The sequence below is a fragment of the Sulfitobacter sp. 1A13421 genome (genome assembly GCF_043557285.1).
In the GTDB taxonomy this organism is placed as follows: domain Bacteria; phylum Pseudomonadota; class Alphaproteobacteria; order Rhodobacterales; family Rhodobacteraceae; genus Sulfitobacter; species Sulfitobacter faviae.
Genome location: NZ_JBIFFQ010000001.1, coordinates 83,813 through 107,357 on the forward strand (window position 1 = coordinate 83,813; position 23,545 = coordinate 107,357).

Genomic DNA, 23,545 nt, shown 5'->3' on the forward strand with positions numbered 1-23,545 from the left:
CTGCCCCCCCGGTTCCCTCGGCCCGATCACATCCGGAACAATCCAAATTTCGTCGGCTCGATCGGCGCGTTCAGGCTGGCCGAGAGGCTCAGGTAGAGCACGTCGCGGCTCTTGCGCGGATCGATGATCCCGTCGTCCCACAGACGCGCGGAGGCATAGAGTGGGTGGCTCTGCTCCTCGAACATATCGATCGTGGGCTGTTTGAAGGCGGTCTCTTCCTCTTCGGTCCAAGTCTCGCCCGCGCGTTCCATCGCGTCGCGCTTGACGGTGGCCAAGACGCCCGCCGCCTGCGCGCCGCCCATGACGGAGATGCGGCTGTTGGGCCAAGTCCAGAGGAAGCGCGGCCGGTAGGCCCGGCCCGACATGCCGTAGTTGCCCGCGCCAAAGGAGCCGCCGACGAGCATGGTGATCTTGGGCACGTTGGTGGTGGCCACCGCGGTCACCATCTTGGCGCCGTGACGCGCGATGCCTTCGTTTTCATATTTACGGCCCACCATGAAGCCGGTGATGTTCTGCAAGAAGACCAGCGGGATGTTGCGCTGGCTGCAAAGCTCCACGAAATGCGCGCCCTTCTGGGCCGCTTCTGAGAAGAGTACGCCGTTGTTGGCGATGATGCCGATGGGACAGCCTTTGACATGGGCAAAGCCGCAGACCAGCGTCTCGCCGAAGCGGGACTTGAACTCGTCGAAACGGCTGCCGTCGACGAGCCGCATGATCACCTCCCGGATATCATAGGGCGTGCGCAGGTCGGCAGGCACGACGCCCAGCATCTCGGCAGGGTCATAGGCGGGCTCTTCGGGGCTGGCCCAATCGACGGTCTTTGGCTTGGTCTTGTTGAGCTGCCCCACCGCGCGGCGCGCCAGTGCCAGTGCATGGGCGTCGTCCTCGGCGAGGTAATCCGCCACGCCCGAAAGCCGCGTGTGCACGTCGCCGCCGCCGAGGTCTTCGGCCGAGACCACCTCGCCCGTCGCGGCCTTCACCAAGGGCGGGCCGGCAAGGAAGATCGTGCCCTGCTCTTTCACAATGATGGTGACGTCCGACATCGCAGGCACATAGGCGCCGCCTGCGGTACAAGACCCCATCACCACGGCGATCTGCGCGATGCCCTTGGCGCTCATCCGGGCCTGGTTGTAGAAGATCGCGCCGAAATGGTCGCGGTCGGGGAAGACTTCGTCTTGGTTCGGCAGGTTCGCGCCGCCACTGTCGACCAGATAGATGCAGGGCAGACGGTTGGCCTCGGCGATCTCCTGCGCGCGGAGGTGTTTTTTCACCGTCATCGGATAGTAGGTGCCGCCCTTCACGGTGGCGTCGTTACAGACCACCATGACTTCATGCCCCTGCACCCGACCGATGCCCGCGATCACACCCGCGCAGGGCGCCGCGCCACCATAGAGCCCATGCGCCGCGGTGGCGCCGATCTCAAGAAACGGGCTGCCGGGGTCCAGAAGGTTCGCCACCCGCTCGCGCGGCAGCATCTTGCCACGGCTTTCATGCCGCGCACGGCTCTTTTCGCCCCCGCCCAAAGCGGCAGCTTCGGCGGCCTCTCGAACCTCGCTCAGGGCTTTGAGATGCGCCATCTCGTTGGCCTTATAGGCATCCGAGGATGGCAGGGCTTGCGATGTCAGTTTCATGTTACGTCCTCATTCTCTCGCGCCGCCAGACGCTTCAATTCCTTGCGGATCACCTTGCCGGTGACGGTCATCGGCAGGTCTTTCACAAATGCGATCTCGCGCGGGTAGGAATAGCTGGCGAGCCGTTCCTTCACCCAGTCCTGCAGTTCCTTTGCTTCGACCTCCGCATCCGGTTTCAGCACCACGTAGGCCTTCACGATCTCGGTGCGGAGCGCATCGGGTTTGCCGACCACGCCGCAGGTCGCCACGGCCGCGTGCGTGAGCAGGCAATCCTCAATCTCTGCCGGGCCGATGCGGTAGCCCGCGGAGGTGATTACGTCGTCCTCGCGCCCCACGAAACGCAGGTAGTCGCCCTCCCAGATGCCGCGGTCGCCGGTCAGCAGCCAGTCGCCGTGGAACTTCGCCGCCGTCTCCTCGGGCCGGTTCCAGTAGCGCAGCATCATCGACGGCGCGCCTTTGCGCACCGCCACGTCGCCCTCCGCATCGGTGGGCTCACCGTTTTCGTCCAGCACGGCCAGTTCGAAGCCGGGCACTGGCTTGCCGATGCAGCCGGGCTGGGCAGGGAAATCCACGCCGCAGCTCGAGGCGACCATGTTGCATTCGGTCTGGCCGTAGAACTCGTTGATCTCGAGCCCAAACGCCTCGCGGCCCCAAGCCAGCATCTCGGCCCCCAGAGGCTCGCCGCCGCTGGCGACCGAACGCAGGCCCGGCAGCGCGACATCCGCCGCTTTCAGCATCCGCAACGCGGTCGGCGGGAAGAACACGTTGCGCACCTCGCCTTTCGCGATCACCTCGGCGCAGCCCTCGACGGTGAACTTGGGCATCCGGGCGGCCACCACTGGCACGCCAAGCGCCAGTGCGGGCATCGCCACGTCGAAAAGCCCACCGATCCACGCCCAATCCGCCGGGGTCCAAAGGCAATCGCCCGCCTGCCCCAGATGGTCATGGCTGACCGACACGCCCGGCAGATGGCCCGAGAGCACCCGGTGCCCGTGCAGCGCACCTTTCGGCGTGCCGGTGGTGCCGGAGGTGTAAATCAGCACGGCGGGATCTTCGGGGCCGACCTCGGCGAATTCCACCGCCTCACCGTCCACGCCAGCCTCCGCCGCGATCCACGGGGTGGCCAGATCGCCGAGCAGTTCCGCGCCTTCCGCATCGGTCAGCACGATTTCGCAACCCGCGTCACCCACCCGGCTGGCCAGCGCGTCCCGTTTGAACAGTTTGAACAGCGGCACCGAGATCGCGCCGATCTTCCAGATCGCCAGATGCGCCGCCGCGCACCACGGCGACTGGCTGAGCAGCACGCCCACCCGGTCGCCGCGCGCGACCTGCGTTTTCAGCGCGCGGGCCAGACCGTCGACCATCTCGTGCAGCGCGCCGTAGCTCACGTCGCGCCGTTCTGTAGCGGTCAGGTCGATGATCGCCAGTGCACCGTCGGGCTGGGCGAGGCATTGCGCCGCCATGTTGCCCTGCCAGATGGGCCAGTCGCCTTCGTTCTTCATATCAGCTTCGGTACTCCGGATTTTCGAAATCGAACCGCGCGCCCGCGTCCCAGGCGTTGCGGTCGTTGCCCTCGCGCGGGTAGCCGCCCGCGTCCTTCAGCATCCGTGCCAGATGCAGGGCGTTCCATGTCATGATCGTGGTGTTGCGCTGCGTGAATTCGTTGTCGAAGCCCGCGCGCTTGCCCTCGACATCGTCGCCGTAAGACGGCCCCGGCCCGGCCTCGCCGATCCAGCCGCAATCGGCCTGCGGCGGGATCGTGTAGCCCAGATGGTTCATCGCGAAACCGGTGGTCATGGCGACATGTTTGATGCCGTCTTCGTTGCCCGTCACCACGGTGCCGCCGACCTTGCCGTAAAAGACCGACTGGCCCTTGTCGTTGAGCTCGCCCGACATCGCATAGAGCCGCTCGATCAGCACGCGGCAGACACTGCTCTCCTCGCCCAGCCACAAAGGCGTACCGATGACCAGAATGTCGGCGGCCAAGACCTTTTGCCAGATCGCGGGCCAGTCGTCGCGGTCCCAGCCGTGTTCGGTCATGTCCGGATAGACGCCCGGCGGCACTTGGTGGTCCAGCAGGTAGAGGTGTTCGACACCCACCCCCTGCGCCTCCATGATGCCGGCGCTGGCGTTCATCAGAAGCTGGGTGTGGCTGTCGCCCGGGGTCTTCTTGAGCGAGCAGTTGACGTAGAGCGCCTTGAGATCGGAATAGTCAGTCACGGCCAAGTTCCTTCTTCAGTTGCTCCAACTCCCGATCAAGGAAGAAAGAGGTGATGGAGCGGATGACGACCAGCATCAGCAGGAACAGCAAGTCCGCAAACCGCAGGCTGATCGCGGTGTGGATCACGTCCGAGACGATGAAAAGCTCCAGCCCCGCGAGGATGTAGCGCCCCAGTTCGATCCGCTCGCGGTTGGTGCGGCGCACGCGCTCTGGCCCCTTCTGGGCGATCTCGGCGATCGTCACCCCGGTCAGGAAACGTGCCGCACCGATCAGCAGCAGAATGATGGCCGCGATGTCGATGACCGCGGCGAGGATCTCGAAACCCTCGATCAGCCAAGGCAGAAAGTGGTGCAGGATACCGCCTTCTGTCTCCAGTTCTATCAGGTTTTCCATCCTGATCCCTCCGTCCTGTTTGGCCGACACAGCGAGATGCGGTTAATAGGCCGCCCCCAAACGCAGCGCCTGTTCCCCCGTCATCTGCATCAAGCAGGCCAAGGTTGCAGGCCCGCCGCCTGTGCCACCGCCCCATTGGCTGCGTTCATAATCGCAGGCGGCATCGCGGAAGGTAATCCACGCGCGCTGCATGTCACGCAGCGCCTCGGCCTGCGAAGGCAGCTGCGGCTGGTAGAGGGCATTCTCCTCATCGGCGGATTTCGCCTGCACCATGCGGGCGCGGTAATTCTCGTTCAGCAGGCCGTCCCAAAAGGTCAACTCAGCATCAAGACACCCGCCCATGCCGACGGTCGAATAGCCGCCCGGCCCTTCCATGCAGAGGTTGGCGGAAAGACCGATACAGGCGCGCTGATCGGCAAACTCTTCGGCCCCGGCCAGACAGTCCGCCGTGGCGGCATCGGAATAGGTGATGTCCTGCGCGGATACCGGCCCCGCCAGAAACGGGCAGGCCAGCAGGAGGGCGCGCATCACATCGCCCCCATCATCTCACGGCCGACCAGCATGCGGCGGATCTCGGACGTGCCCGCGCCGATCTCCATCAGCTTGGCGTCGCGGAAGATGCGGCCCACCGGGTTGTCGCTGAGGTACCCCGCGCCGCCCATCGCCTGCACCGCTTGATGCGCCTGCACCATGGCTTGCTCGGAGGCATAAAGACAGCAGGCCGCCGCGTCTTGACGGGTCACGTCGCCCCGATCACAAGCCTGCGCCACGCTGTAGACATAGGCCCGCGCCGAGTTCATCGCGGTGTACATATCCGCCATCTTGCCCTGCATCAGTTGGAAGTCCCCGATGCGCTGGCCGAACTGCTTGCGCTCGGCCATATAGGGCATGATCTCATCCAGACAGGCGGCCATGATGCCAAGGCCGATGCCCGCCAGCACCACGCGCTCGTAGTCGAGACCCGACATCAGCACCCGCACGCCCTTGCCCTCTTCGCCGAGGATGTTCTCGAACGGCACTTCGCAGTCTTCGAAGATCAACTCCGCGGTGTTTGAACCGCGCATGCCAAGCTTGTCGAAATGCTTGGAGGTCGAGAACCCCTTCATCGACTTCTCGATCAAAAAGGCGGTGATGCCCTTGGAGCCCGCCTCGGGGTCGGTCTTGGCATAGACCACCAGCGTCTCCGCGTCGGGGCCGTTGGTGATCCAATACTTGTTGCCGTTCAGACGGAAGTGGTCGTTCCGCTTCTCGGCATGCAGTTTCATGCTGACCACGTCACTGCCCGCGCCCACTTCGGACATGGCCAGCGCGCCGACATGCTCGCCCGAGCAGAGTTTGGGCAGGAACTGCGCCTTCTGCTCCGGGGTGCCGTTCAGCTTGATCTGGTTCACACAGAGGTTGGAATGCGCGCCGTAGGAAAGCGAGACCGAGGCGGAGGCGCGGGCGATCTCTTCGACGGCGACCGTGTGGGCGACGTAGCCAAGACCGGAGCCGCCGAACTCTTCCTCGACGGTCATGCCCAGAAGGCCCAACTCGCCCATTTCCTGCCAAAGCTCGGCGGGGAATTCGTTCTTGCTGTCGATCTCGGCGGCCATTGGCTTGACGCGCTCCTGCGCCCAGCGATGCACCATCTCCCGCATGGCCGCGACGTCTTCTCCCAGATCAAACTGCATACTTGCGTTGAACACGGCTTCTCCCCCCGATTTATTGAACGCTTGTTCATTACCTACCGCCCCGCCCGCTTTGCGTCAAGCGGCGCGATATGGAACCGCCCCGCGCCGCGGCGGGTTGGCCCTGCGACCAAGCGAACACTACAACAAAGCGAGATGCAAATGAGCGATGATCTGAAAAAAGAGTTCTGGGACCGTCTGGACGACACCCGCGCCGGGATGCTGATGACCAAGACCGCCCGCGCGATCCCAATGACACACTACATCGACGAAGACGACCGCGCCGCCGTTCTGTGGTTCATCACCGCCAAAGGCACCGATCTGGCGCAATCCGCCGAAGGACGCGCCGCCGCCGAATACCTGATCGCCAGCAAGGACGAATCCCTCTGGGCGCGGATCGACGGTCATGTTTCCGCCGTGACCAACCCGACCGAGTTGGACAAGATTTGGAACGCCATCGCGGGCGCATGGTTCGAAGACGGCAAGCAGGACCCGGATGTGCAATTGATCCGCTTCGACCTCACCGAAGCCGAGGTTTGGGCCACCGATGGTGGGTTCAAGTTCCTCTATGAGATCGGCAAGGCGCAGATGACCGGCCAAAAGCCCGACATGGGCAAACACGGCACCATCCGCTTCTAAGCCGAGCCCCCCTGAAAAACGGCGCTGACCTCGGCCCGGATGATCCGCGCGATCAGGGCGCAATCCTCCAGCGAAAAGGTCAGCGGCACGCGCATGTCGATCAACCCCGCCAGCACCGCATCGCTGGCGGGCATTTTCTCAGCCCGCGCATAGCGCCATGTGTCGTAGCGGCTGGTGAAGCCCGTAGGCTCGGCCCTGCCGAACCATTTCAACTCCACCCCGCGCGCAGCGCAGCGCGCCAACACCGCCTCGACATCCTCCGCCGACCAACCTTTCAGCAGGAATTGGATCGACGAGCCAACGATGCTCTCCGCCTCGGGCCGGTCGATGACCGTGAGCCCCGGCGTGTCGCGTAGCCCCGCCTCGATCACCCGATAACGCTCATTCCAGCGGGCCACCTGTTCCGGCAGCCGCCGCAATTGCGGGCGCAGGACCGCGGCGCGCAGGTTGTCCATCCGGCCCGAGATATTGGGCGTCTCATAGCGGATCGTCTCAAAAGCCTCCGGCCCCGGCGCGGCGGCGTGGCGGTCATAGAGCATGTAAGACCCCGACAGCATGATCGCCCGCGCCGCGACCTCGGCATCATCGGTGATCAGCAGCCCACCCTCACCCGCGTTCACATGTTTATAGGTCTGGCAGGAAAAACACCCGATCTTTCCCTGTGTGCCCGATGGTTTGCCGTTCCACGCCGCCCCCATCGTATGGGCGCAGTCTTCGATCACCGTGATGCCGCGCGCATCGCAAAGCGCCATCAGAGCGTCCATGTCCACCAGATGGCCGCGCATATGGCTGAGCAGCAGCACATCGGCCTGATCCGCCTTGGCGGCGAGGTCATCAAGGTCGATCACCAGCTGCTCCGTCACGCCGACGAAAACCGGGACCGCCCCCAGCGACGCAATCGCCCCCGGCACCGGGGCGAGTGTGAAGGCATTGGTCAGCACCCGGTCGCCCGGTTTCACCCCCACTGCGCGCAGCGCCGTGGCCATGGCATAGCCGCCCGAGGCCACGGCGAGACAATATTTCGCCCCCGTCATCGCGGCGAATTCCTGCTCCAGCAGGGCAACCTCGGCCACCTCCCCCGGGGCTGTGTTGTAGCGGTGCAACCGTCCGTGACGCATCACCGCCACTGCCGCCTCGATCGCATCTTCGGGGATCGGCTCTTGCTGCGTGAAACTACCGGTAAACCGTTCGGCCATCAGGCGGCTTTGCCGATCAAACGTTCGATGACCTCCGGCAGGTCGGCGAAATCGCCCAACAGCGCTTCGGGCTCCAGCGCAGCCATGTCTTCGCCCGAGGGGCCGAAGGTCACCAGCACGCAAGGAACCCCTGCGGCTTTGGCGGTCTTGCGGTCGGTGTCGCTGTCGCCGATCAACACGCATTGCGCCGGATCGCCCCCGGCACGCCGGGCGGTTTCGAACAGGTGTTCGGGGTCAGGTTTGCGCACGGCCAGCGTATCAGCCCCCAACATCGCGCCGAATGCATCGCGCACGCCGAGACGGGTCAGCAGCAACTCCGCCAAAGCCTCGGGTTTGTTGGTGCAGATCGCCACGCGGTAGCCCGCGGCTTTGAGCGCGGCCACAGCCTCCATCGCGCCGGGGTAGATGATGGTATGGGTGTCGATGTCGCGCCCATAGGCTTCGAGCAGCATCGGGTAATAGCGGTCGATCGTCGCCGCGTCATCGGCACGGCCCAGCTTTTGCATCCCCAAGGTCAGCATCGCCCGCCCGCCGCGCAGCGCGGTGCCCGCATCCTCGGCATGGACCAGCACATCGCCCTCGCCCATGTCACGGAAACAGGCATTGGCGGCGGCGATCAAATCGCCCGAGGTATCGGCCAAGGTGCCGTCGAGATCGAAAACCACTGTCTTCACTGGATACTCCTTGGGCGGAACCCCGCCTTGCAAAATGGCATCGTGTTGCAGTCCGCAACCTAGTTTGATGGGCCGCAACCTTGCGCCTTTGTGCGAAGCGCGTAAAGAGAATGCAAGCTGAAGGACAAAGAGATTTACATGGAAACTGCATTGATCATCCTCGCCGCGGGCAAGGGGACACGGATGAACTCGGACCTGCCAAAGGTACTGCACCGCGTGGCCTCTGCCCCCATGCTGGAACACGCGATGGCCGCGGGCGCCATGCTCGGCCCCCGCCATACAGTCGTGGTGGCAGGCCACGGCGCCGATCAGGTCCGCGCCGCCGCCACGCTTTTTGACGAAGACGCGCTGGTCGTCGAACAGACCGAGCAATTGGGCACGGCCCATGCGGTGGCGCAGGCCCGCCCGGCGCTGGACGGGTTCGAGGGCATGGCACTGGTGCTCTACGGTGACACGCCCTTCGTCCAGCCCGAGACGCTTGAGAAGATGCAAGAGGCGCTGGCGACACATGACGTGGTGGTTCTGGGGTTCGAGGCCGCCGATCCCGCCCGATATGGCCGTTTGGTGATGCAGGGCGACGCCTTGGAGCGGATCGTCGAATTCAAAGACGCCTCCGCCGAAGAGCGCGCGATTACCTTGTGCAACTCCGGCGTGGTGGCCTGTAAATCCGAACTGCTCTTCGATTTGATCGACAAGGTCGGCAACGACAACGCCTCGGAAGAATACTACCTCACCGACATTATCGGCATCGCCCGCGCCGAAGGCCGCAGCGCCACGGTTGTTACCTGCGACGAGGCCGAGACCATGGGCGTGAACTCCCGCGCCGATCTGGCGAGGGCCGAGGCCGCGTTCCAATCCCGCGCCCGCGATCTGTTGATGGAAGACGGCGTGACCTTGGTCGCCCCCGAAACCGTCTTCCTGTCGCGCGACACTTTCATCGGGCGCGATACGGTGGTGGAGCCGAATGTCGTCTTCGGTCCGAATGTCACCGTGGAATCCGGCAGCACCATCCGCGCCTTCTCGCATCTCGAAGGCTGCCATGTCTCACGCGGCGGGGTCGTCGGCCCCTATGCCCGGTTGCGCCCCGGCGCGGAACTGGCCGAAGACGTGCGCATCGGCAATTTCGTCGAGGTAAAGAACGCGCAGATCGCCGAAGGGGCCAAGGTCAACCACCTGAGCTATATCGGCGACGCCACTGTCGGCGCGCGCAGCAACATCGGCGCGGGCACGATCACCTGCAATTATGACGGGGTGATGAAACATCATACCACCATCGGCGCGGGGGCTTTCATCGGGTCGAACACCATGCTCGTGGCCCCGGTGACCATTGGCGAGGGCGCGATGACCGGCTCGGGCTCGGTCATCACCTCGGACGTAGAACCCGAGGCGCTGGCCCTGTCGCGCGCCCCGCAGGTTGAGAAACCCGGGATGGCGCGCAAAATGTTCGAAATTTTGAAGGCCAAGAAGGCAAAATTGCAGAGAGGCAGCTAATTATGTGTGGAATTGTCGGGGTGCTCGGCACCCATGAAGTCGCGCCGATCTTGGTCGAGTCCCTCAAACGGCTGGAATATCGCGGCTATGACAGCGCCGGCATCGCGACTCTGAACGAAGGCAAGCTTGAGCGGCGTCGCGCCTTGGGCAAGCTGGTAAACCTCTCGGACGCGCTGGTGCATGAGCCGCTGGCGGGCAAGTCCGGCATCGGCCACACCCGCTGGGCCACCCATGGCGCGCCGAGCGTCACCAACGCCCACCCGCATCAGGCCGGCCCCGTGGCCGTGGTGCATAACGGCATCATCGAAAACTTCCGCGAGCTGCGGGCCGAATTGGCCCAACATGGCGCGCAATTCGTCACCGAGACCGATACCGAGACTGTGGCCCTGCTGACCCAGTATCACATGGCGCAGGGCGCAGGCCCGGTAGAGGCTGCCAAACAGACCCTCGCACGCCTCGAAGGCGCTTTTGCGTTGGCTTTCCTCTTTGACGGTCACGACGATCTGATGATCGCCGCCCGCAAAGGCTCCCCCTTGGCCATAGGCTATGGCGAGGGTGAGATGTATGTGGGCAGCGACGCCATCGCGCTGGCTCCGTTGACCAATCAAATCGCCTATCTTGAAGAGGGTGATTGCGCCGTCATCACCCGCACCTCGGTTGAGGTCACCGACCGCAATGGGGCGCTCGCCAACCGGGCGATCAAATCCGTGCAGATCGACAATACCCGCATCGACAAGGCGGGCCACAAACACTTCATGGCAAAAGAAATTGCCGAGCAACCCGGCGTGATCGGCGCGGCCATCGGCCATTACCTCACCCCCGAGGGCGAGATCAACATCAGCGCACAAGACATTGATTTCACGCAGTTCGACCGCATCCTCATGGTCGCCTGCGGCACCGCGTCCTATGCCTGTTTCACCGCGAAATACTGGTTCGAGCAGATCGCCCGCCTGCCTGTCGAGATCGATGTCGCCTCGGAATTCCGCTACCGTGAGCCGCCGATCCCGCCGCGCACGCTGGCGGTTTTCGTCAGCCAATCGGGTGAGACCGCCGACACGCTCGCAGCCCTGCGCTATTGCGAGGGCAAGGCCGCGCGCATCCTTTCGGTCGTCAACGTGCCGGAAAGCTCCATCGCCCGCGAAAGCGATCTGGCGCTGCCGATTTACGCCGGGGTCGAAGTCGGGGTGGCCTCGACCAAAGCCTTTACCTGCCAGTTGGTCGTGCTCTTCGCGCTGGTGCTCAAAGCCGCGCGGGACCGCGATGTGATCAGCACAGAGAGCTTCGCCGATCACATCTCCGCACTTCGTGGACTGCCCGCGATCATCAGCACGGCGCTTGAACAAAACGACGCGATGCAAGAAGCCGCGCTCAAACTCGCCCATGCCCGCGATGTGTTGTTCCTTGGCCGGGGCCAGATGTACCCCCTCGCCCTTGAAGGCGCGTTGAAACTGAAAGAAATCAGCTACATCCACGCCGAAGCTTATGCATCGGGTGAGCTGAAACATGGCCCCATCGCACTGGTGGATGAGCATGTGCCGGTAGTCGTCATGGCACCACGCGACGCGCTCTTCGACAAGACCGTCAGCAACATGCAAGAGGTCATGGCGCGCAAGGGCAAGGTGATCCTGATCTCCGACGCCAAAGGTCAGGCCGAGGCCAATGACGGCGTCTGGTTCAGCATCGAGATGCCCCCGGTGCCGGATGCTTTGGCCCCGATCCTCTATGCGGTTCCGGCGCAGTTGCTGGCCTATCACACCGCCGTGGCGAAAGGCACGGATGTGGACCAGCCACGCAATCTCGCAAAATCGGTGACGGTGGAATGACCCCCGAAACCGCCCTTGAGGAACTTCAAGCGCAGGCCAACCCGGCCCGCGCGGAAGAGATGCGCGCCTATCACAAAGCCAACCGAGGCAATCTTGGCCTGACCAACCCGCAAATTGCGGAGCTCGCCCAATCGTGGCGCGCGGCGCTGGACGTCGAGGGCCGTGTCGCGCTTGCCGATGCCCTTTGGCAGTCCGACATTTTCGAAGCACGCGTCGCCGCGGCAAAACTGCTCACCCAAGCGCGGCTGCGCCCGGAAGATCAAGCCGCATGGGCGCTAATCGCAAGCTGGACTCCCGATTTCGACAGTTGGGCAATTGCCGATCATGCCAGCATGGCGGCGCAGAAACGTCTGGTGGCCGATCCGACGCGCTTGGACGAAGTGGAGAACTGGGTCGCTTCGGATCACCTCTGGACCCGGCGCGCCGCGCTGGTGTCGACCCTGCCGTGGACCAAGCAGAACAATCCGAAACCTGAGGAGCTTGAAGCCCGCGACCGTATCCTCGGCTGGGCCGCGACGATGGTGCCGGATCACCGCTGGTTCATTCAAAAAGCAATTGGCTGGTGGCTGCGCGACCTGTCAAAACACGACGCTGACCGCACCCGCGCTTTCATCGCCGCCCATGGAGAGGCAATGAAACCTTTCGCGGTGAAAGAAGCCCTGCGCCTGCTGAAAAAAGCAGAAGGCGCAGGCTGATCCTTAGCCTTCGGTCGAGACCTCGACCGTTGTGAGGTCGGTCAGCGACGCGCCGATCAAACGCAAGGCAGGCAGCGACATGCGGCTGCCTGCGGTTGCGGGCCCCTCCAGCGGGATCAGCGTCACCGCGGCGGATTTGCCCGTTGCGGGGTTGGTCACCCGCCCCGGCTGTTCGGCGTCGATCAGAGGTGTTTTCAACCACAGCCCCGGCTCCGTCGCGCTGCCCAAGCTGACCACGGTCGACTCCAAGGCGGCACCAGTACTGGCGGGTGCGCGGGTGGCCGCTTCGCGCTCTGCCGCCGTGGTGGTATCCAGCGCCTCGGCGCTGCTGCCCGCGGTGGCGATGGGAGAGGCGGCGGGCCGCGTTGCAGGGGCCGGTCCGCTCGGCGTTGCAACCTCAGCCGTGGCGTCGACCGATGCGGATGCGGATGCGGGCGCAGGCTCAGGCTGGCTGGCATCCATCCCGAGGCGTTCCGTCAGGTTGCTGCAACCGGCGGTGGCGGCGGCGATGAAAAGCGGTAAGATTATACGTGTCATCCGCGCAGCCTAACCGCGCCCTGTCCCCTTATCAATCGCCCAAATGGCGCTTGCCCCGGGTTGGGCGGGGCATTACCTATAAAGCATGACAGCACCCCTCATTGACCCTTTCATGCGCGCGATCACCTATCTGCGCGTCTCCGTCACCGACCGCTGCGATTTCCGCTGCGTCTACTGCATGCCGGAGAACATGACCTTCCTGCCCAAGAAGGAATTGCTGACGCTGGAGGAGCTCGACCGCCTGTGCAGCAATTTCATCGACCTCGGCGTCGAGAAGCTGCGCATCACCGGGGGCGAGCCGCTGGTCCGGCGCGGCATCATGACCTTCTTCGACGGCATGAAACGGCATCTCGACAGCGGCAAGCTGAAAGAGCTGACGCTGACCACCAACGGCAGCCAGTTGGAGCGTTTCGCTGACGATCTCTATGCCGCCGGGGTGCGCCGGGTGAATGTCTCGCTCGACACGCTGGACGAGCAGAAATTCGCGGATATCACCCGCTGGGGTCGCCTGCCGCAGTTGCTGCGCGGGATCGACGCGGCGCAGCGGGCGGGGCTTAAGATCAAGATCAACGCCGTGGCGCTCAAGGGCTTCAACGAGCCGGAATTGCTGCATATCACCGAATGGTGCGCCGCGCGGGGCATAGATCTCACGTGGATCGAGGTCATGCCGATGGGTGACTTGGGCAACGAGGATCGTTTCGGCCAATACTGGTCGCTGCGCGACGTGCGCGCGCGATACACCGAACATTACACCGTCACCGATTTGGCCGAGCGTACGGGGGGCCCTGCGCGCTATGTGCGGCTGGAGGAAACCGGGCAGAAGATCGGCTTCATCACCCCGCTGAGCCATAACTTCTGCGAAAGCTGCAACCGCGTGCGGGTCACCTGCACCGGCGAGATTTTCATGTGTCTGGGCCAAGAGGATGTGGCCGATCTGCGCAAACCCCTGCGCGATCACCCGGACACGGACCTGCCGCTGCAGGAGGCGATCCGCGCGGCCATAGACCGCAAGCCCAAGGGGCATGACTTCGACTATTCGCGGCAGCGTGTTGACGGGCAGATGCCCCGCCACATGAGCCACACGGGCGGCTGAGCCCTTGGCGGTGCCGTTTCTCTACCGGGCATGGGTCGCGGCAAGCCGTGTGATCTTGCCCGTGGCCGGGCGGCGCTCCATGGCCAAACTGCGCCGCGCCGAGGTCGCACCGGAACGCGCGCGCGAAAAGCTGGGCCATGCCAGCCAACCCCGCCCCGAGGGGCAGTTGATCTGGTTTCACGCAGCCTCGGTTGGGGAGAGCCTGTCGGTTCTGGCGCTGATCGACCGGATGGGGCGCGCCCTGCCGCAGGCGCATTTCCTCATCACTTCCGGCACCGCCACCTCGGCCCGTTTGGTGGGCGGCCGCCTGCCCCCGCGAACGCGGCATCAGTTCGCCCCGCTCGACGCCCCCGGCCCGCTGAAGCGGTTCCTTGACCATTGGCGCCCCGATGCGGCGCTCTTCGTGGAAAGCGAGCTTTGGCCGCAGATGTTGCGGCGGACCCATGCGCGGGGCACGGCGATGGCGCTGATCAACGCCCGCCTCTCGCAACGCTCAATCGAAAGCTGGCAGAAACGGCCCGCGCTGGCGGGGTTCCTCTTTGGCGTGTTCGACCTGATCCTGACGCAGAATGACGCGATGGCCCGGGCCATGACCACGATCAACGCCCCGGCTGACCGGGTCACGCCGGGGATCAACCTCAAGTCCATGGCAGGCCCCTTGCCGCAGGACGACGGGACCATCGCCGAGGCGGGAAAGGCCTTGGAGGGCCGCCCTGTCTGGATCGGCTCCTCAACCCACCCGGGCGAGGAGAAGGCGGTGTTGGAAGCGCATCGCCAAGTGCTGGAGCATATCCCCGAGTTGTGCTTGATCCTTGCCCCCCGCCACCCCGAGCGCGGTGACGAGGTCGCCGGTCTCATCGCCAGCTACGGCCTGACGCATGGGCGTCGAACACGGGGCGACATGCCGCGCGAACAGGTCTATCTGGCCGACACTCTGGGCGAGTTGGGCACATGGTACGCGCTATCCGACATCGTCTTTCTGGGCGGGTCGCTGCATCCCATCGGGGGGCACAACCCCTATGAGGTCGCGCAGGCCGGGGCGATGGTGCTCTCGGGCACCCATGTCGCCAATTTTGCCGAGACCTATGCCGAGATGGAAGCCGCAGGTGCAGCGCGACTGGTGGCGGGCACGCAGGATTTGGCGGACCGTGTGGGGGCTCTGCTGCGCAACGATATCGCCCGCGCCTCTGGCGTGGCCGCGGCCAAGGCCTATGCCGCCGGGCAGACCGACAAGCTTGACAGTATTGCCGAGCGTCTGATCACGGCCCTGCACCTGCGAGGGGACAGCGATGCCTGAGCTTTTCGTCACCAACTACAACCGCAATTTCACCGGGGTGTCGGCCACGGCGGCCAATGTGATCCGGCAACAGGTCGACCGGCATGATTTGGCGCTGGTGGGCCAGCCCCTGCCCGGCTGTCCGCTGCCACTGACCCGCGTCGCGGCGGGGCGGATCACCCGCAAACATCCCCCCCAAGACCGCCCCTTCGCCATTTGGCATGTGCGCCGCAACACCGAAATGCGCAGCGCGCTTTGGCTGCGCGATGTGCGTGGGGCAAATATCCGGATCGTCTTTACCTCTGCCGCGCAGCGGCTGCATTCGGCCTATCCCCGCTGGCTGATCCGGCAGATGGACGCGGTAATCGCCACGACCGAACGCGCAGCGGAGTTCGTGCCCCATGTCCGCGCCGTGGTGCCGCATGGGGTGGATACCGATGTCTTCTCCCCCGCCACCAGCCGGGCGAACGCTTGGGAGCAGTTGGGCTTTGGCGGCACCCATGGCATCGCCACCGTGGGGCGCATCCGGCCCGAGAAAGGCACCGACCTTTTCGTCGAGGCCATGCTGCGCCTGCTGCCCCAACGCCCCGGCGCGGTGGCGCTGGTGATTGGCCGGGCGGGCGGCAAACATGAGGCGTTTTTGACCAAGCTCAAGGCGCAGGTCGAGGCCGCGGGCCTTGCCAATCGGCTGCTTTTCATCGGCGAATATCCCGCCGCCGATCTGCCCAAACTGATGCGCGCCCTGTCGCTGGTGGTGCAACTGCCGCGCTACGAGGGCTATGGCATGGTCCCGCTCGAAGCGCTGGCCTCGGGCGTGCCTTTCGTCGGCAGTGACGCGGGCTATTACGGCGCTTTCTCGAACGGGGGCCGCGTGGGCAAGGTCGTGCCACTGGGTGCGGCAGAGGCTGCGGCCCAAGCCGCGCTGTCCCTGCTAGAGCGCGAGGATCAAGCCGCCCTCTCCGAGGCCGCGCGCCACTGGGCCGAACAGCGTTTCAGCGCCCGGGCCGAGGCCGATGGGATCGAAGCCGTCTACAACGCGCTTTGGGAGCGCGGCTAGCCCCCAAAGCAAAACGCGCCCCCCAAGGGAGGCGCGCTCTAGTCATTACTGAAGGTAGGATCAGGCCGCAGGCATCCGTTGCTCGACGATGCCTGCCCACCAGCTACACCCCGCCGGAATGGCTTCGTCGTTGAAATTATACTCCGGGTGGTGCACCGCCGCCGTGTCGCCGTTGCCGACAAGGATATAGGCGCCCGGGCGTTCCTCCAGCATGAAGGCGAAGTCTTCGCCACCCATCACGAGCGGCGCTTCCTCGCATTGGCCCGAGATCGAGCGCGCCACGTCGGCGGCGAACTCGGTCTGCTCCTCGTGGTTCACCATGACCGGGTAGCCGCGGTGATAGGTCACGTCTGCCGTCCCGCCGAAGGTGCTCGCGATGCCGTTGCAAATCTCGTTGATCCGCTTCTCGGCCAGTTCCCGCATCTCGGCGGACATGGTGCGCACGGTGCCTTTGATCTGCACCTTCTGCGGGATCACGTTGAAGGCTTTCGAGGAGGTCTCGAAAGAGGTGACGGAGACCACGATCTGCTCCACCGGGTCGGCATTGCGCGCGGTGATGGTCTGCAGCGCCAGCACGGCCTGCGCGGACATCACGGTGGTGTCGACGGTCTCATGCGGCTTGGCGGCATGGCCGCCGCGGCCTTCGAAGGTGATGTCGAACTGATCGGTCGCGGCAAAGAACGAACCTGCGCGGATGCCGAAGGAGCCCGTGGGCATGCCCGGCCAGTTGTGCATGCCGTAGACTTCCTGAATGCCCCAACGCTCCATCATGCCGTCTTCGCACATCTCGCGACCACCGCCGCCGCCCTCTTCGGCGGGCTGGAAGATCACCACGACAGTGCCGTCAAAGTTGCGGGTCTCGGCGAGGTATTGCGCAGCACCAAGCAGCATGGCGGTGTGGCCGTCATGACCACAAGCATGCATCGCGCCATCGGTCTTGGAGGCGTACTCCAACCCGGTCTGTTCGTGGATCGGCAGCGCGTCCATGTCGGCGCGCAACCCGATGACCTTGCCCGAGCCGGTCTCCTTACCCTTGATCACGCCGACGACACCGGTGCGGCCGATGCCCTCGACCACCTCGTCGCAGCCGAAGCTGCGCAGCTTTTCGGCCACGGTGGCCGAGGTGCGGTGGGTCTCGAACAGGATCTCGGGGTTTTCGTGCAGGTCGCGGCGCCATGCGGTGATGTCGGCGTGCAGCTCGGCAAATCGGTTCTTAACGGGCATTTAGGAAGTATCCTCCGGAGTTGGGTTGGGCGCTGTTTTCATGCAGTCGCATTTATCTGCCACATGCTTACGCCCTTGCCAGCCGGTCCTCAACCACCTGCGCGAACCATGAGCAGCCCGCCGGGATCGCGGCATCGTCGAAGTCATATTCCGGGTGATGGACCGTCGCCCCTTCGCCGTTGCCGATCATAATATAGGCACCCGGTCGCGCATTGAGCATATAGGAAAAATCCTCTCCGGCCATGATCGGCGGCGTGTCCCGGTCGGTGCCGGGAGTGACCTTGTCGGCGGCCTCAGCGGCAAAGCGGGTTTGATCGGCGTGGTTGCGGGTGACCGGGTAACCGCGCTGGTAGTCGATCTCGGCCCGGCATTGATGTGCCTCCGCCGTCAGGCGGGTGAGGTCGTGTAGACGACGCTCGGCCAAATCCTGAACCTCCGGATCCAGCGTGCGCACCGTCCCGCGCAACAGCACCTGATGCGGCAGGACGTTGTGACTGTCGGTGTCGCTGCGCAGGGTGCAGACCGAGACGACGACCTGTTTCAGCGGATCGGTGTTGCGGCTGGCGATGGATTGCAGCGCGATCATCACATGGGCGGCGGCGAGGTTCGTGTCCACCGCCTCATGCGGGGCCGCGGCATGGCCGCCTTGGCCCGTCAGCGTGATGGCAAACTCGTCCGCCGCCGCCAGCAGCGCGCCCTCGCGGATGGCGAACTGCCCGGTCGGGTGGCCGGGCATGTTGTGCATGCCGTAAACCTCATCGATGCCCCAGCGGTCCATCAACCCTTCCTGCACCATGACGTTGCCGCCGCCGCCGCCCTCCTCGGCGGGCTGGAAGATCAGTACCACGCGCCCGTTGAAATTGCGCGTCTCTGCGAGGTATTGCGCGGCCCCCAGCAGCATCGCCGTATGACCGTCGTGGCCGCAGGCATGCATTTTGCCGGGGTTCTTTGAAGCATGCGGCAGGCCCGTCGCCTCGGTGATCGGCAGCGCGTCCATGTCGGCGCGCAGGCCGATGGTGCGGCCCGACGTGTTGCTCTGCCCTTCGATCACCGCGACCACGCCGGTCTGGGCGATGCCGGTGGTGATGTCGGTGATGCCGAAGCTGCGCAGCTTGTCTTCGACGAAGCGCGCGGTCTCGGGCAGGTCGAACATCAGCTCCGGATGCTGGTGCAGATGGCGGCGCCAGGCGGTGATCTCGGCGTGGGTCTCGGCAAAGCGGTTTTTGATCGGCATGGAATGTCCTTTTCGAAATATGCTCAGAGCGTCGGGCCAAGGCGGATGGCACTGCCATCGCTGAAACGGTCGGCGCGGAATCTGCGCAGATCATGGCCCGGCGCGTCGCCCATGACCAGAGCCGCCAGCACCCGCCCCATGGCCGGCCCGATGCCGAAGCCGTGGCCCGACATGCCGGTGCCGATGACAAGGCCGGGGATCTGCGCGCAGGTGTCCACTACCGGCACGATATCCGGCATCGTGTCGATCATCCCGGCCCATGAGGCGCGGGCGATGATGGGCGGCAGATCGGGATAAAGCGCGGCAAAACGTTTGCGCGCCCGGCGCAGCGCGCGGTGGTCCGGCATGGGGTCGAGGATGCGCATCGCCTCAAAGGGGCTGTGCGCGTCAGCCGCCCAGTTGCGCGGCGTGCGCCACGCATCGGGAAAGCCGCGCGGGGCCGCGGCGCGCAGACGCTGACCGAAGGGGCTTTGGCGCAGTTGCGGCAGGTAGTGCCGCAGGGCGCGAAAGGCATCGGGGCCGACATAGAGATCGGGACGCCCGCCGGGCGCCAGCGTATAGCCACCATCGGCGCGGCGGCGGAAGGCAAGACCCGCCTCGGCGGCAGCCCCGGCGTGAACCTCGGGCAGCACATTGGTGGCCAGCACGCTCTCGCGCACCGAAAGCTGCGGCAGGCTGACGCCATGGGCGCGCAGGAACAGCGCCGACCACGCCCCGCCCGCCAGCACGACCGAGGAACAGCGGATCGCGCCCGCCTCGCTCACCACGCCCGCCACGCGACCAGCGGCGAGGTCAAGGCGCCGCACCGCGCAATTCTCGATGATCTTCACGCCCTCGCGCGCCGCCAGCGCCGCCAAGGCGGGCACGGCGACCCAAGGCTCTGCGCGCATGTCCGAGGGGGTGGTGAGCGCCCCGGCATAAGTCCCGGCCAGCCCCGGGAAAGCCTTGGCGACTTCGCCCGCGTCCATCAACCGGCTGTCGACGCCATGGGTCTTGGCATGCGGCAGCCAGTCGGCATAGCCCTGCATCTTGGCCTCGGTCTGCGCCAGATAGGTGACGCCGGTCTGCTGCAAGCCGATGTCGCGGTCGAGTTCAGGCGCCAGTTCACGCCAAAGCCGCGCGGCCTCGACCATAATCGGCAACTCGTCTGAGTCGCGCCCCTGTTGGCGTATCCAGCCCCAGTTGCGGCTGGATTGTTCCGCGGCGATGCGGCCCTTTTCCAAGAGCGTGACCTGTTTGCCTGCCCGGGCCAGAAACAAAGCGGTACAGACGCCGATTACCCCGCCGCCGATGACGACGACCTCGCTCTCGCGCGGCGGGGTGCGCGGATAGCTGGCGGGCGTGGCGAGGGTGATGGGAAAAGCGGACATGCGGACCCCGGTGGCTGACGCCGCGCGGCTGCACCGGGCGGCCGTGAAAAGGACTGGCCCCGCGCGGGGCCAGCCACAGGTCTGTCAGGGAAAGCTCAGCCCTGCAAGCGGGTCAGCAGACGGCGCATGAAGTCGTGGCCGGCCTCGAATTGCGCCACCTCGATAAACTCGTTGGGCTGATGCGCCTGCGCGATATCGCCCGGGCCGCAGATCACGGCGGAATAGCCCGCCTCCTGAAACTGCCCGGCCTCGGTGCCGTAGCTCACTTTGTGGCTGGCGTTGTCGCCGGTGATTTGGCGCACGATCTGCTCGGCCTCGCCGTCCTTCTCGGGCTGCAGGGCGGGCACGTCGAAACGGGTCGAGGTCTCGATATAGGTCTCGGGCACCACGTCCTGCATCTGCTTTTCGACCTCACGCACCTTCTTGAGGTAGGCGGTGCCCCATTTGTCCTTGTCCTCGCCGGGGACGACGCGGAAATCCATCGCGAACTTGCAGTCCTTGGCGGTGATGTTGTGGGCCGTGCCGCCCTCGATCACGCCGACATGGGCGGTGGTGAAGGGCGGGTCGAACATCGCCGCGATCTCGGTCGGCTTGGCGGCCATGTTGTCGCTGTTCACGTCATTGGCCCATTCGATAAGCTTCGCACCCGCCATGATCGCGTTGACCCCGGTGTGCAGCAGCGAGGAATGCACCTCGAAACCCACCAGATGGGTGTTGAAGCCGATGCCGCCCTTGTGCCCGGTCACCGCCTGCATGGTCGAGGGCTCGCCCACGATCACCGCCGAGCCCTTGGGCACCACGCCCTGCATCGCTTGGATCATCGGCGGCGCGCCGGTGCAGCCGATCTCCTCATCGAAGCTGAGTGCGATCTGTAGGGGGCGATTGACTTCTGCATAATGCGCCTCGACCAGCGCCCAGATCGCCAGCGCGTCGAAGCCCTTCATGTCGCAGGTGCCGCGCCCGTAGTAGCGGCCATCCTTCTCGGTCACGGTGAAAGGGTCGGTGTCCCAAGCCTGCCCGTCGACCGGCACCACGTCCGTGTGCCCCGAAAGGACCACGGCCCCCTCCTCCCACGGGCCCGCATGGGCAAAAAGCGCGTGTTTGGGCTGTTCAGGGTCGATGTAGCGGTGGCTCTCGATCCCATGGGAGGCGAGATAGTCGGCCACCCAGTCGATCAGCGGGATATTGGTGTCGCGCGACACGGTGGGAAAGCTGATGAGCTTGGTCATCAACTCGAGCGGGGTCAGGCGTTCGGTCATGGGTCTTCTTTCAATAGCCGCTGTCGGTGGTCAGCACATGGTGCCCCGGCTCCACCTCGCGGTAGACCGAAGGTTCGGGCCGGTAACTGACCGGGTGGATTGGCGAGGGGATCGGCTTGAAGTTCAAATCCTTCTCGGACTTGCGGCGGCGCGGATCGGCGATCGGCACGGCCTTCATCAGCGCCTGCGTATAGGGGTGTTGCGGGTTCTCGAAGACCCGCTGACGCGAGCCCATCTCGACGATGCGGCCCAGATACATGACGCCGACATAGTGGCTCACGCGTTCGACCACGGCCATGTCGTGGCTGATGAACAAAAACGACAGTTCCATCTCGGCCTGAAGCTCCATCATCAGGTTCAGCACCTGCGCCTGCACGCTAACGTCCAGCGCCGAGACCGCTTCGTCCGCGATGATCAGCTTGGGGTTCAGCGCAAGTGCGCGGGCGATGGCGACGCGCTGGCGCTGGCCGCCCGACAGCTCATGCGGGAAGCGGCGCATGAAGCTGCGCGGCAGTTCCACGCGGTCGAAGAGCATCTCGATCCGCTTGTTGATCTCCCCCCCCTTGAGGGTGCCGAAGTTGTGGATCGGCTCGGCCACCTGATCGGCCAACTGCATCTGCGGGTTGAGCGAGGCGAAGGGGTCTTGGAAGATCATCTGCATGTCGAGCCGCGCGGTGCGCAGCGCCGATTGGTCCAGCGACATGATGTCGACGCCGTCGAGCTTTACCTCCCCCGACATCGGCTCCACCAGCCGCAGGATCGAGCGCCCTGCGGTGGATTTGCCGCAGCCCGATTCGCCGACGAGGCTGAGCGTCTGGCCCTTGTTGAGCGAGAACGACAGGTCCTCGACCGCATGAACATTGGCGACGGTGCGGCGCAGGAAACCGCCCTGCACCGGGAAGCGTGTGGTCAGGTTCTTGACCGACAGAAGCACTTCTTCGCGGCCCTTGATCGGCACGATCTCCTTGTCGGGCGTGCCCAGCAGTTTCATCGGCTCGGGGTATGGCTTGCCCGTCATCTCGCCGAGCTTCGGCACCGCGGCCAGAAGCGCCTTGGTATAGGGGTGCTGCGGGTTCTCGAAGATCTCCTCGACGGTGCCTTCTTCGACCTTCTTGCCGCGGAACATGACGACCACGCGGTCGGCCATCTGCGCCACCACGGCCATGTCGTGGGTGATAAACATCACCGCCGTCCCGGTCTCGCGCTTCAGCCGATCCATCAGGGCGAGGATCTCGGCCTGAATGGTCACGTCGAGCGCGGTTGTGGGCTCATCGGCGATCAAGAGACGCGGCTCACAGGCCAGCGCCATAGCGATCACCACACGCTGGCGCATGCCGCCCGAAAGTTCGTGGGGGTATTGCTTGAGGCGGCGCTCCGGCTCGGGGATGCGGACCTGTTTCATCAGCTCCAGCGCGCGGGCCTCGGCCTCTTTGCGGGTCATGTTCAGATGCAGGCGCAGACCTTCGGTCATCTGCTTGCCGATGGTGAACACGGGGTTCAGCGCGGTCATCGGCTCTTGGAAGATCATGCCGATCTCATTGCCGCGAATCTTGCGCATCAGATTGCCGCCGCTGGCCGCGAGATCGACTTGGCCTTCTTCACCGCGCTCAAAAAGCAGGCGACCGCCTGCAATTTCACCGCCGCCATACTCGACCAGTCGCATCAGCGACAGGGAGGACACCGATTTGCCCGATCCTGATTCTCCGACCACGCAAACCGTCTCACCGGGATTGATGTCGAAACTGACATCCTCAACACCGACCACGGGGCCATCTTTGGTTTGAAATTCGACGCGCAGGCCCTGAATTTGGGCGATTGGCGCCCCATTGGTGTGATCCAGCATCTGTTTCCCTGTTGTTTTTATTGGCGCAGATTTTGCCCGACGCTACGGCGAATGTCACGAGACTGTCAAACCTGACGCGCAGAGTTCGGGCTTTGTCATAATCGCGCCACGTCCGCCCTTGCAATTTCCGGCAAACCTGTTTCGATATAGCCCATGCGGTTTGGAAAGAGCGCTTCGAGCACAGGTTGAATATTACTTGTTTTGTTATGTTTAGCTGGC

At 64.7% G+C, this 23,545-nt stretch carries 21 protein-coding genes; 7 read left to right on the forward strand and 14 right to left on the reverse strand.

Features of this window, described 5'->3' with window-relative positions; translation table 11 throughout:
- Positions 1–26: 26 nt before the first annotated feature.
- From ACGYLI_RS00490 to ACGYLI_RS00515, 6 genes are read right to left on the reverse strand one after another with little or no spacing between them, the layout of a single operon-like run.
- Complete coding sequence (locus ACGYLI_RS00490) at positions 27–1,631, reverse strand: carboxyl transferase domain-containing protein (RefSeq protein ID WP_394416269.1); 1,605 nt, start codon at positions 1,629–1,631, stop codon at positions 27–29.
- Positions 1,628–3,133, reverse strand: coding sequence for an AMP-binding protein (locus tag ACGYLI_RS00495; protein ID WP_394416271.1), 1,506 nt, complete (start codon positions 3,131–3,133; stop codon positions 1,628–1,630). The genes ACGYLI_RS00490 and ACGYLI_RS00495 overlap by 4 nt, the downstream gene beginning before the upstream one ends.
- A 1-nt stretch (position 3,134) precedes the next feature.
- Positions 3,135–3,851, reverse strand: a complete 717-nt coding sequence (locus ACGYLI_RS00500) for a flavodoxin family protein (protein ID WP_394416273.1) — start codon at positions 3,849–3,851, stop codon at positions 3,135–3,137.
- Entirely contained in the window at positions 3,844–4,245 is a 402-nt protein-coding gene (locus tag ACGYLI_RS00505) for a DUF1622 domain-containing protein (protein WP_394416275.1), read from the reverse strand. The genes ACGYLI_RS00500 and ACGYLI_RS00505 overlap by 8 nt, the downstream gene beginning before the upstream one ends.
- A gap of 42 nt (positions 4,246–4,287) precedes the next feature.
- On the reverse strand, positions 4,288–4,773 hold the full coding sequence (locus ACGYLI_RS00510; RefSeq protein ID WP_394416277.1) for a lysozyme inhibitor LprI family protein: 486 nt from the start codon (positions 4,771–4,773) through the stop codon (positions 4,288–4,290).
- The gene (locus ACGYLI_RS00515; RefSeq protein WP_271687663.1) at positions 4,773–5,933 is read right to left on the reverse strand and encodes an isovaleryl-CoA dehydrogenase; all 1,161 of its coding nucleotides are present in this window, start codon (positions 5,931–5,933) and stop codon (positions 4,773–4,775) included. Before ACGYLI_RS00515 ends, ACGYLI_RS00510 begins: the two co-directional genes overlap by 1 nt.
- 144 nt (positions 5,934–6,077) lie before the next feature.
- Here ACGYLI_RS00515 and ACGYLI_RS00520 point away from each other — a divergent pair, with 144 nt between their 5' ends.
- Positions 6,078–6,554 carry a pyridoxamine 5'-phosphate oxidase family protein gene (locus ACGYLI_RS00520; protein ID WP_209217986.1) on the forward strand — a complete coding sequence of 159 codons (477 nt, stop codon included), beginning with the start codon at positions 6,078–6,080 and terminating at the stop codon, positions 6,552–6,554.
- Here ACGYLI_RS00520 and ACGYLI_RS00525 read toward each other — a convergent pair.
- Both ACGYLI_RS00525 and ACGYLI_RS00530 read right to left on the reverse strand, forming a co-directional pair.
- Entirely contained in the window at positions 6,551–7,750 is a 1,200-nt protein-coding gene (locus tag ACGYLI_RS00525) for a DegT/DnrJ/EryC1/StrS family aminotransferase (protein WP_394416279.1), read from the reverse strand. The genes ACGYLI_RS00520 and ACGYLI_RS00525 overlap by 4 nt on opposite strands.
- Positions 7,750–8,424 carry an HAD-IIIA family hydrolase gene (locus tag ACGYLI_RS00530; protein WP_394416281.1) on the reverse strand — a complete coding sequence of 225 codons (675 nt, stop codon included), beginning with the start codon at positions 8,422–8,424 and terminating at the stop codon, positions 7,750–7,752. Before ACGYLI_RS00530 ends, ACGYLI_RS00525 begins: the two co-directional genes overlap by 1 nt.
- 138 nt (positions 8,425–8,562) lie before the next feature.
- Here ACGYLI_RS00530 and glmU point away from each other — a divergent pair, with 138 nt between their 5' ends.
- Genes glmU through ACGYLI_RS00545 form a run of 3 tightly spaced genes read left to right on the forward strand, consistent with a single transcriptional unit; the run spans position 8,563 to position 12,433 of the window.
- Entirely contained in the window at positions 8,563–9,915 is a 1,353-nt protein-coding gene (gene glmU, locus ACGYLI_RS00535; protein WP_394416283.1) for a bifunctional UDP-N-acetylglucosamine diphosphorylase/glucosamine-1-phosphate N-acetyltransferase GlmU, read from the forward strand.
- A 2-nt stretch (positions 9,916–9,917) separates the two neighbouring features.
- On the forward strand, positions 9,918–11,738 hold the full coding sequence (gene glmS, locus ACGYLI_RS00540; protein WP_394416285.1) for a glutamine--fructose-6-phosphate transaminase (isomerizing): 1,821 nt from the start codon (positions 9,918–9,920) through the stop codon (positions 11,736–11,738).
- On the forward strand, positions 11,735–12,433 hold the full coding sequence (locus ACGYLI_RS00545; RefSeq protein WP_394416287.1) for a DNA alkylation repair protein: 699 nt from the start codon (positions 11,735–11,737) through the stop codon (positions 12,431–12,433). Before glmS ends, ACGYLI_RS00545 begins: the two co-directional genes overlap by 4 nt.
- Positions 12,434–12,436: 3 nt before the next feature.
- Here the strand turns inward: ACGYLI_RS00545 and ACGYLI_RS00550 are convergent, their stop codons facing one another.
- Positions 12,437–12,970, reverse strand: coding sequence for a hypothetical protein (locus ACGYLI_RS00550; protein WP_394416289.1), 534 nt, complete (start codon positions 12,968–12,970; stop codon positions 12,437–12,439).
- Between the two features lie 85 nt (positions 12,971–13,055).
- On the opposite strand from ACGYLI_RS00550, the gene moaA reads away from it, so the two are divergent.
- The 3 genes from moaA to ACGYLI_RS00565 are packed head-to-tail and all read left to right on the forward strand — an operon-like array spanning position 13,056 to position 16,396.
- A complete protein-coding gene (gene moaA, locus ACGYLI_RS00555; protein ID WP_394416291.1) occupies positions 13,056–14,063 on the forward strand; it encodes a GTP 3',8-cyclase MoaA in 1,008 nt (335 codons plus the stop codon).
- Positions 14,064–14,067: 4 nt separating this feature from the next.
- A complete protein-coding gene (locus tag ACGYLI_RS00560) occupies positions 14,068–15,360 on the forward strand; it encodes a 3-deoxy-D-manno-octulosonic acid transferase (protein WP_394416293.1) in 1,293 nt (430 codons plus the stop codon).
- Positions 15,353–16,396 (forward strand): glycosyltransferase family 4 protein, encoded by a 1,044-nt coding sequence (locus ACGYLI_RS00565; RefSeq protein WP_394416295.1) that lies wholly within the window; start codon positions 15,353–15,355, stop codon positions 16,394–16,396. The genes ACGYLI_RS00560 and ACGYLI_RS00565 overlap by 8 nt, the downstream gene beginning before the upstream one ends.
- Before the next feature lie 60 nt (positions 16,397–16,456).
- Here the strand turns inward: ACGYLI_RS00565 and ACGYLI_RS00570 are convergent, their stop codons facing one another.
- The 5 genes from ACGYLI_RS00570 to ACGYLI_RS00590 form a co-directional block, all read right to left on the reverse strand.
- Complete coding sequence (locus tag ACGYLI_RS00570) at positions 16,457–17,620, reverse strand: M20 aminoacylase family protein (RefSeq protein ID WP_394416297.1); 1,164 nt, start codon at positions 17,618–17,620, stop codon at positions 16,457–16,459.
- Between the two features lie 67 nt (positions 17,621–17,687).
- Positions 17,688–18,854 (reverse strand): M20 aminoacylase family protein, encoded by a 1,167-nt coding sequence (locus ACGYLI_RS00575; protein ID WP_394416299.1) that lies wholly within the window; start codon positions 18,852–18,854, stop codon positions 17,688–17,690.
- A 23-nt stretch (positions 18,855–18,877) separates the two neighbouring features.
- Positions 18,878–20,224, reverse strand: a complete 1,347-nt coding sequence (locus ACGYLI_RS00580; protein ID WP_394416301.1) for an NAD(P)/FAD-dependent oxidoreductase — start codon at positions 20,222–20,224, stop codon at positions 18,878–18,880.
- Between the two features lie 95 nt (positions 20,225–20,319).
- Positions 20,320–21,483: an acetylornithine deacetylase gene (gene argE / locus ACGYLI_RS00585; protein WP_394416303.1), complete on the reverse strand. Its 1,164-nt coding sequence runs from the start codon at positions 21,481–21,483 to the stop codon at positions 20,320–20,322.
- A 10-nt stretch (positions 21,484–21,493) separates the two neighbouring features.
- Positions 21,494–23,326: a dipeptide ABC transporter ATP-binding protein gene (locus tag ACGYLI_RS00590; RefSeq protein WP_394416305.1), complete on the reverse strand. Its 1,833-nt coding sequence runs from the start codon at positions 23,324–23,326 to the stop codon at positions 21,494–21,496.
- Positions 23,327–23,545: the final 219 nt, after the last annotated feature.

What these genes read in the sequence shown, in the direction of transcription:
- ACGYLI_RS00490 (WP_394416269.1), bottom strand. Translation starts at nt 1,631, where the DNA reads ATGAAACTGACATCGCAAGCCCTGCCATCCTCGGATGCCTATAAGGCC.
- ACGYLI_RS00495 (WP_394416271.1), bottom strand. Translation starts at nt 3,133, where the DNA reads ATGAAGAACGAAGGCGACTGGCCCATCTGGCAGGGCAACATGGCGGCG.
- ACGYLI_RS00505 (WP_394416275.1), bottom strand. Translation starts at nt 4,245, where the DNA reads ATGGAAAACCTGATAGAACTGGAGACAGAAGGCGGTATCCTGCACCAC.
- ACGYLI_RS00510 (WP_394416277.1), bottom strand. Translation starts at nt 4,773, where the DNA reads ATGCGCGCCCTCCTGCTGGCCTGCCCGTTTCTGGCGGGGCCGGTATCC.
- ACGYLI_RS00520 (WP_209217986.1), top strand. Translation starts at nt 6,078, where the DNA reads ATGAGCGATGATCTGAAAAAAGAGTTCTGGGACCGTCTGGACGACACC.
- ACGYLI_RS00525 (WP_394416279.1), bottom strand. Translation starts at nt 7,750, where the DNA reads ATGGCCGAACGGTTTACCGGTAGTTTCACGCAGCAAGAGCCGATCCCC.
- glmU (WP_394416283.1), top strand. Translation starts at nt 8,563, where the DNA reads ATGGAAACTGCATTGATCATCCTCGCCGCGGGCAAGGGGACACGGATG.
- glmS (WP_394416285.1), top strand. Translation starts at nt 9,918, where the DNA reads ATGTGTGGAATTGTCGGGGTGCTCGGCACCCATGAAGTCGCGCCGATC.
- ACGYLI_RS00545 (WP_394416287.1), top strand. Translation starts at nt 11,735, where the DNA reads ATGACCCCCGAAACCGCCCTTGAGGAACTTCAAGCGCAGGCCAACCCG.
- ACGYLI_RS00550 (WP_394416289.1), bottom strand. Translation starts at nt 12,970, where the DNA reads ATGACACGTATAATCTTACCGCTTTTCATCGCCGCCGCCACCGCCGGT.
- moaA (WP_394416291.1), top strand. Translation starts at nt 13,056, where the DNA reads ATGACAGCACCCCTCATTGACCCTTTCATGCGCGCGATCACCTATCTG.
- ACGYLI_RS00565 (WP_394416295.1), top strand. Translation starts at nt 15,353, where the DNA reads ATGCCTGAGCTTTTCGTCACCAACTACAACCGCAATTTCACCGGGGTG.
- ACGYLI_RS00570 (WP_394416297.1), bottom strand. Translation starts at nt 17,620, where the DNA reads ATGCCCGTTAAGAACCGATTTGCCGAGCTGCACGCCGACATCACCGCA.
- ACGYLI_RS00575 (WP_394416299.1), bottom strand. Translation starts at nt 18,854, where the DNA reads ATGCCGATCAAAAACCGCTTTGCCGAGACCCACGCCGAGATCACCGCC.
- ACGYLI_RS00580 (WP_394416301.1), bottom strand. Translation starts at nt 20,224, where the DNA reads ATGTCCGCTTTTCCCATCACCCTCGCCACGCCCGCCAGCTATCCGCGC.
- argE (WP_394416303.1), bottom strand. Translation starts at nt 21,483, where the DNA reads ATGACCGAACGCCTGACCCCGCTCGAGTTGATGACCAAGCTCATCAGC.
- ACGYLI_RS00590 (WP_394416305.1), bottom strand. Translation starts at nt 23,326, where the DNA reads ATGCTGGATCACACCAATGGGGCGCCAATCGCCCAAATTCAGGGCCTG.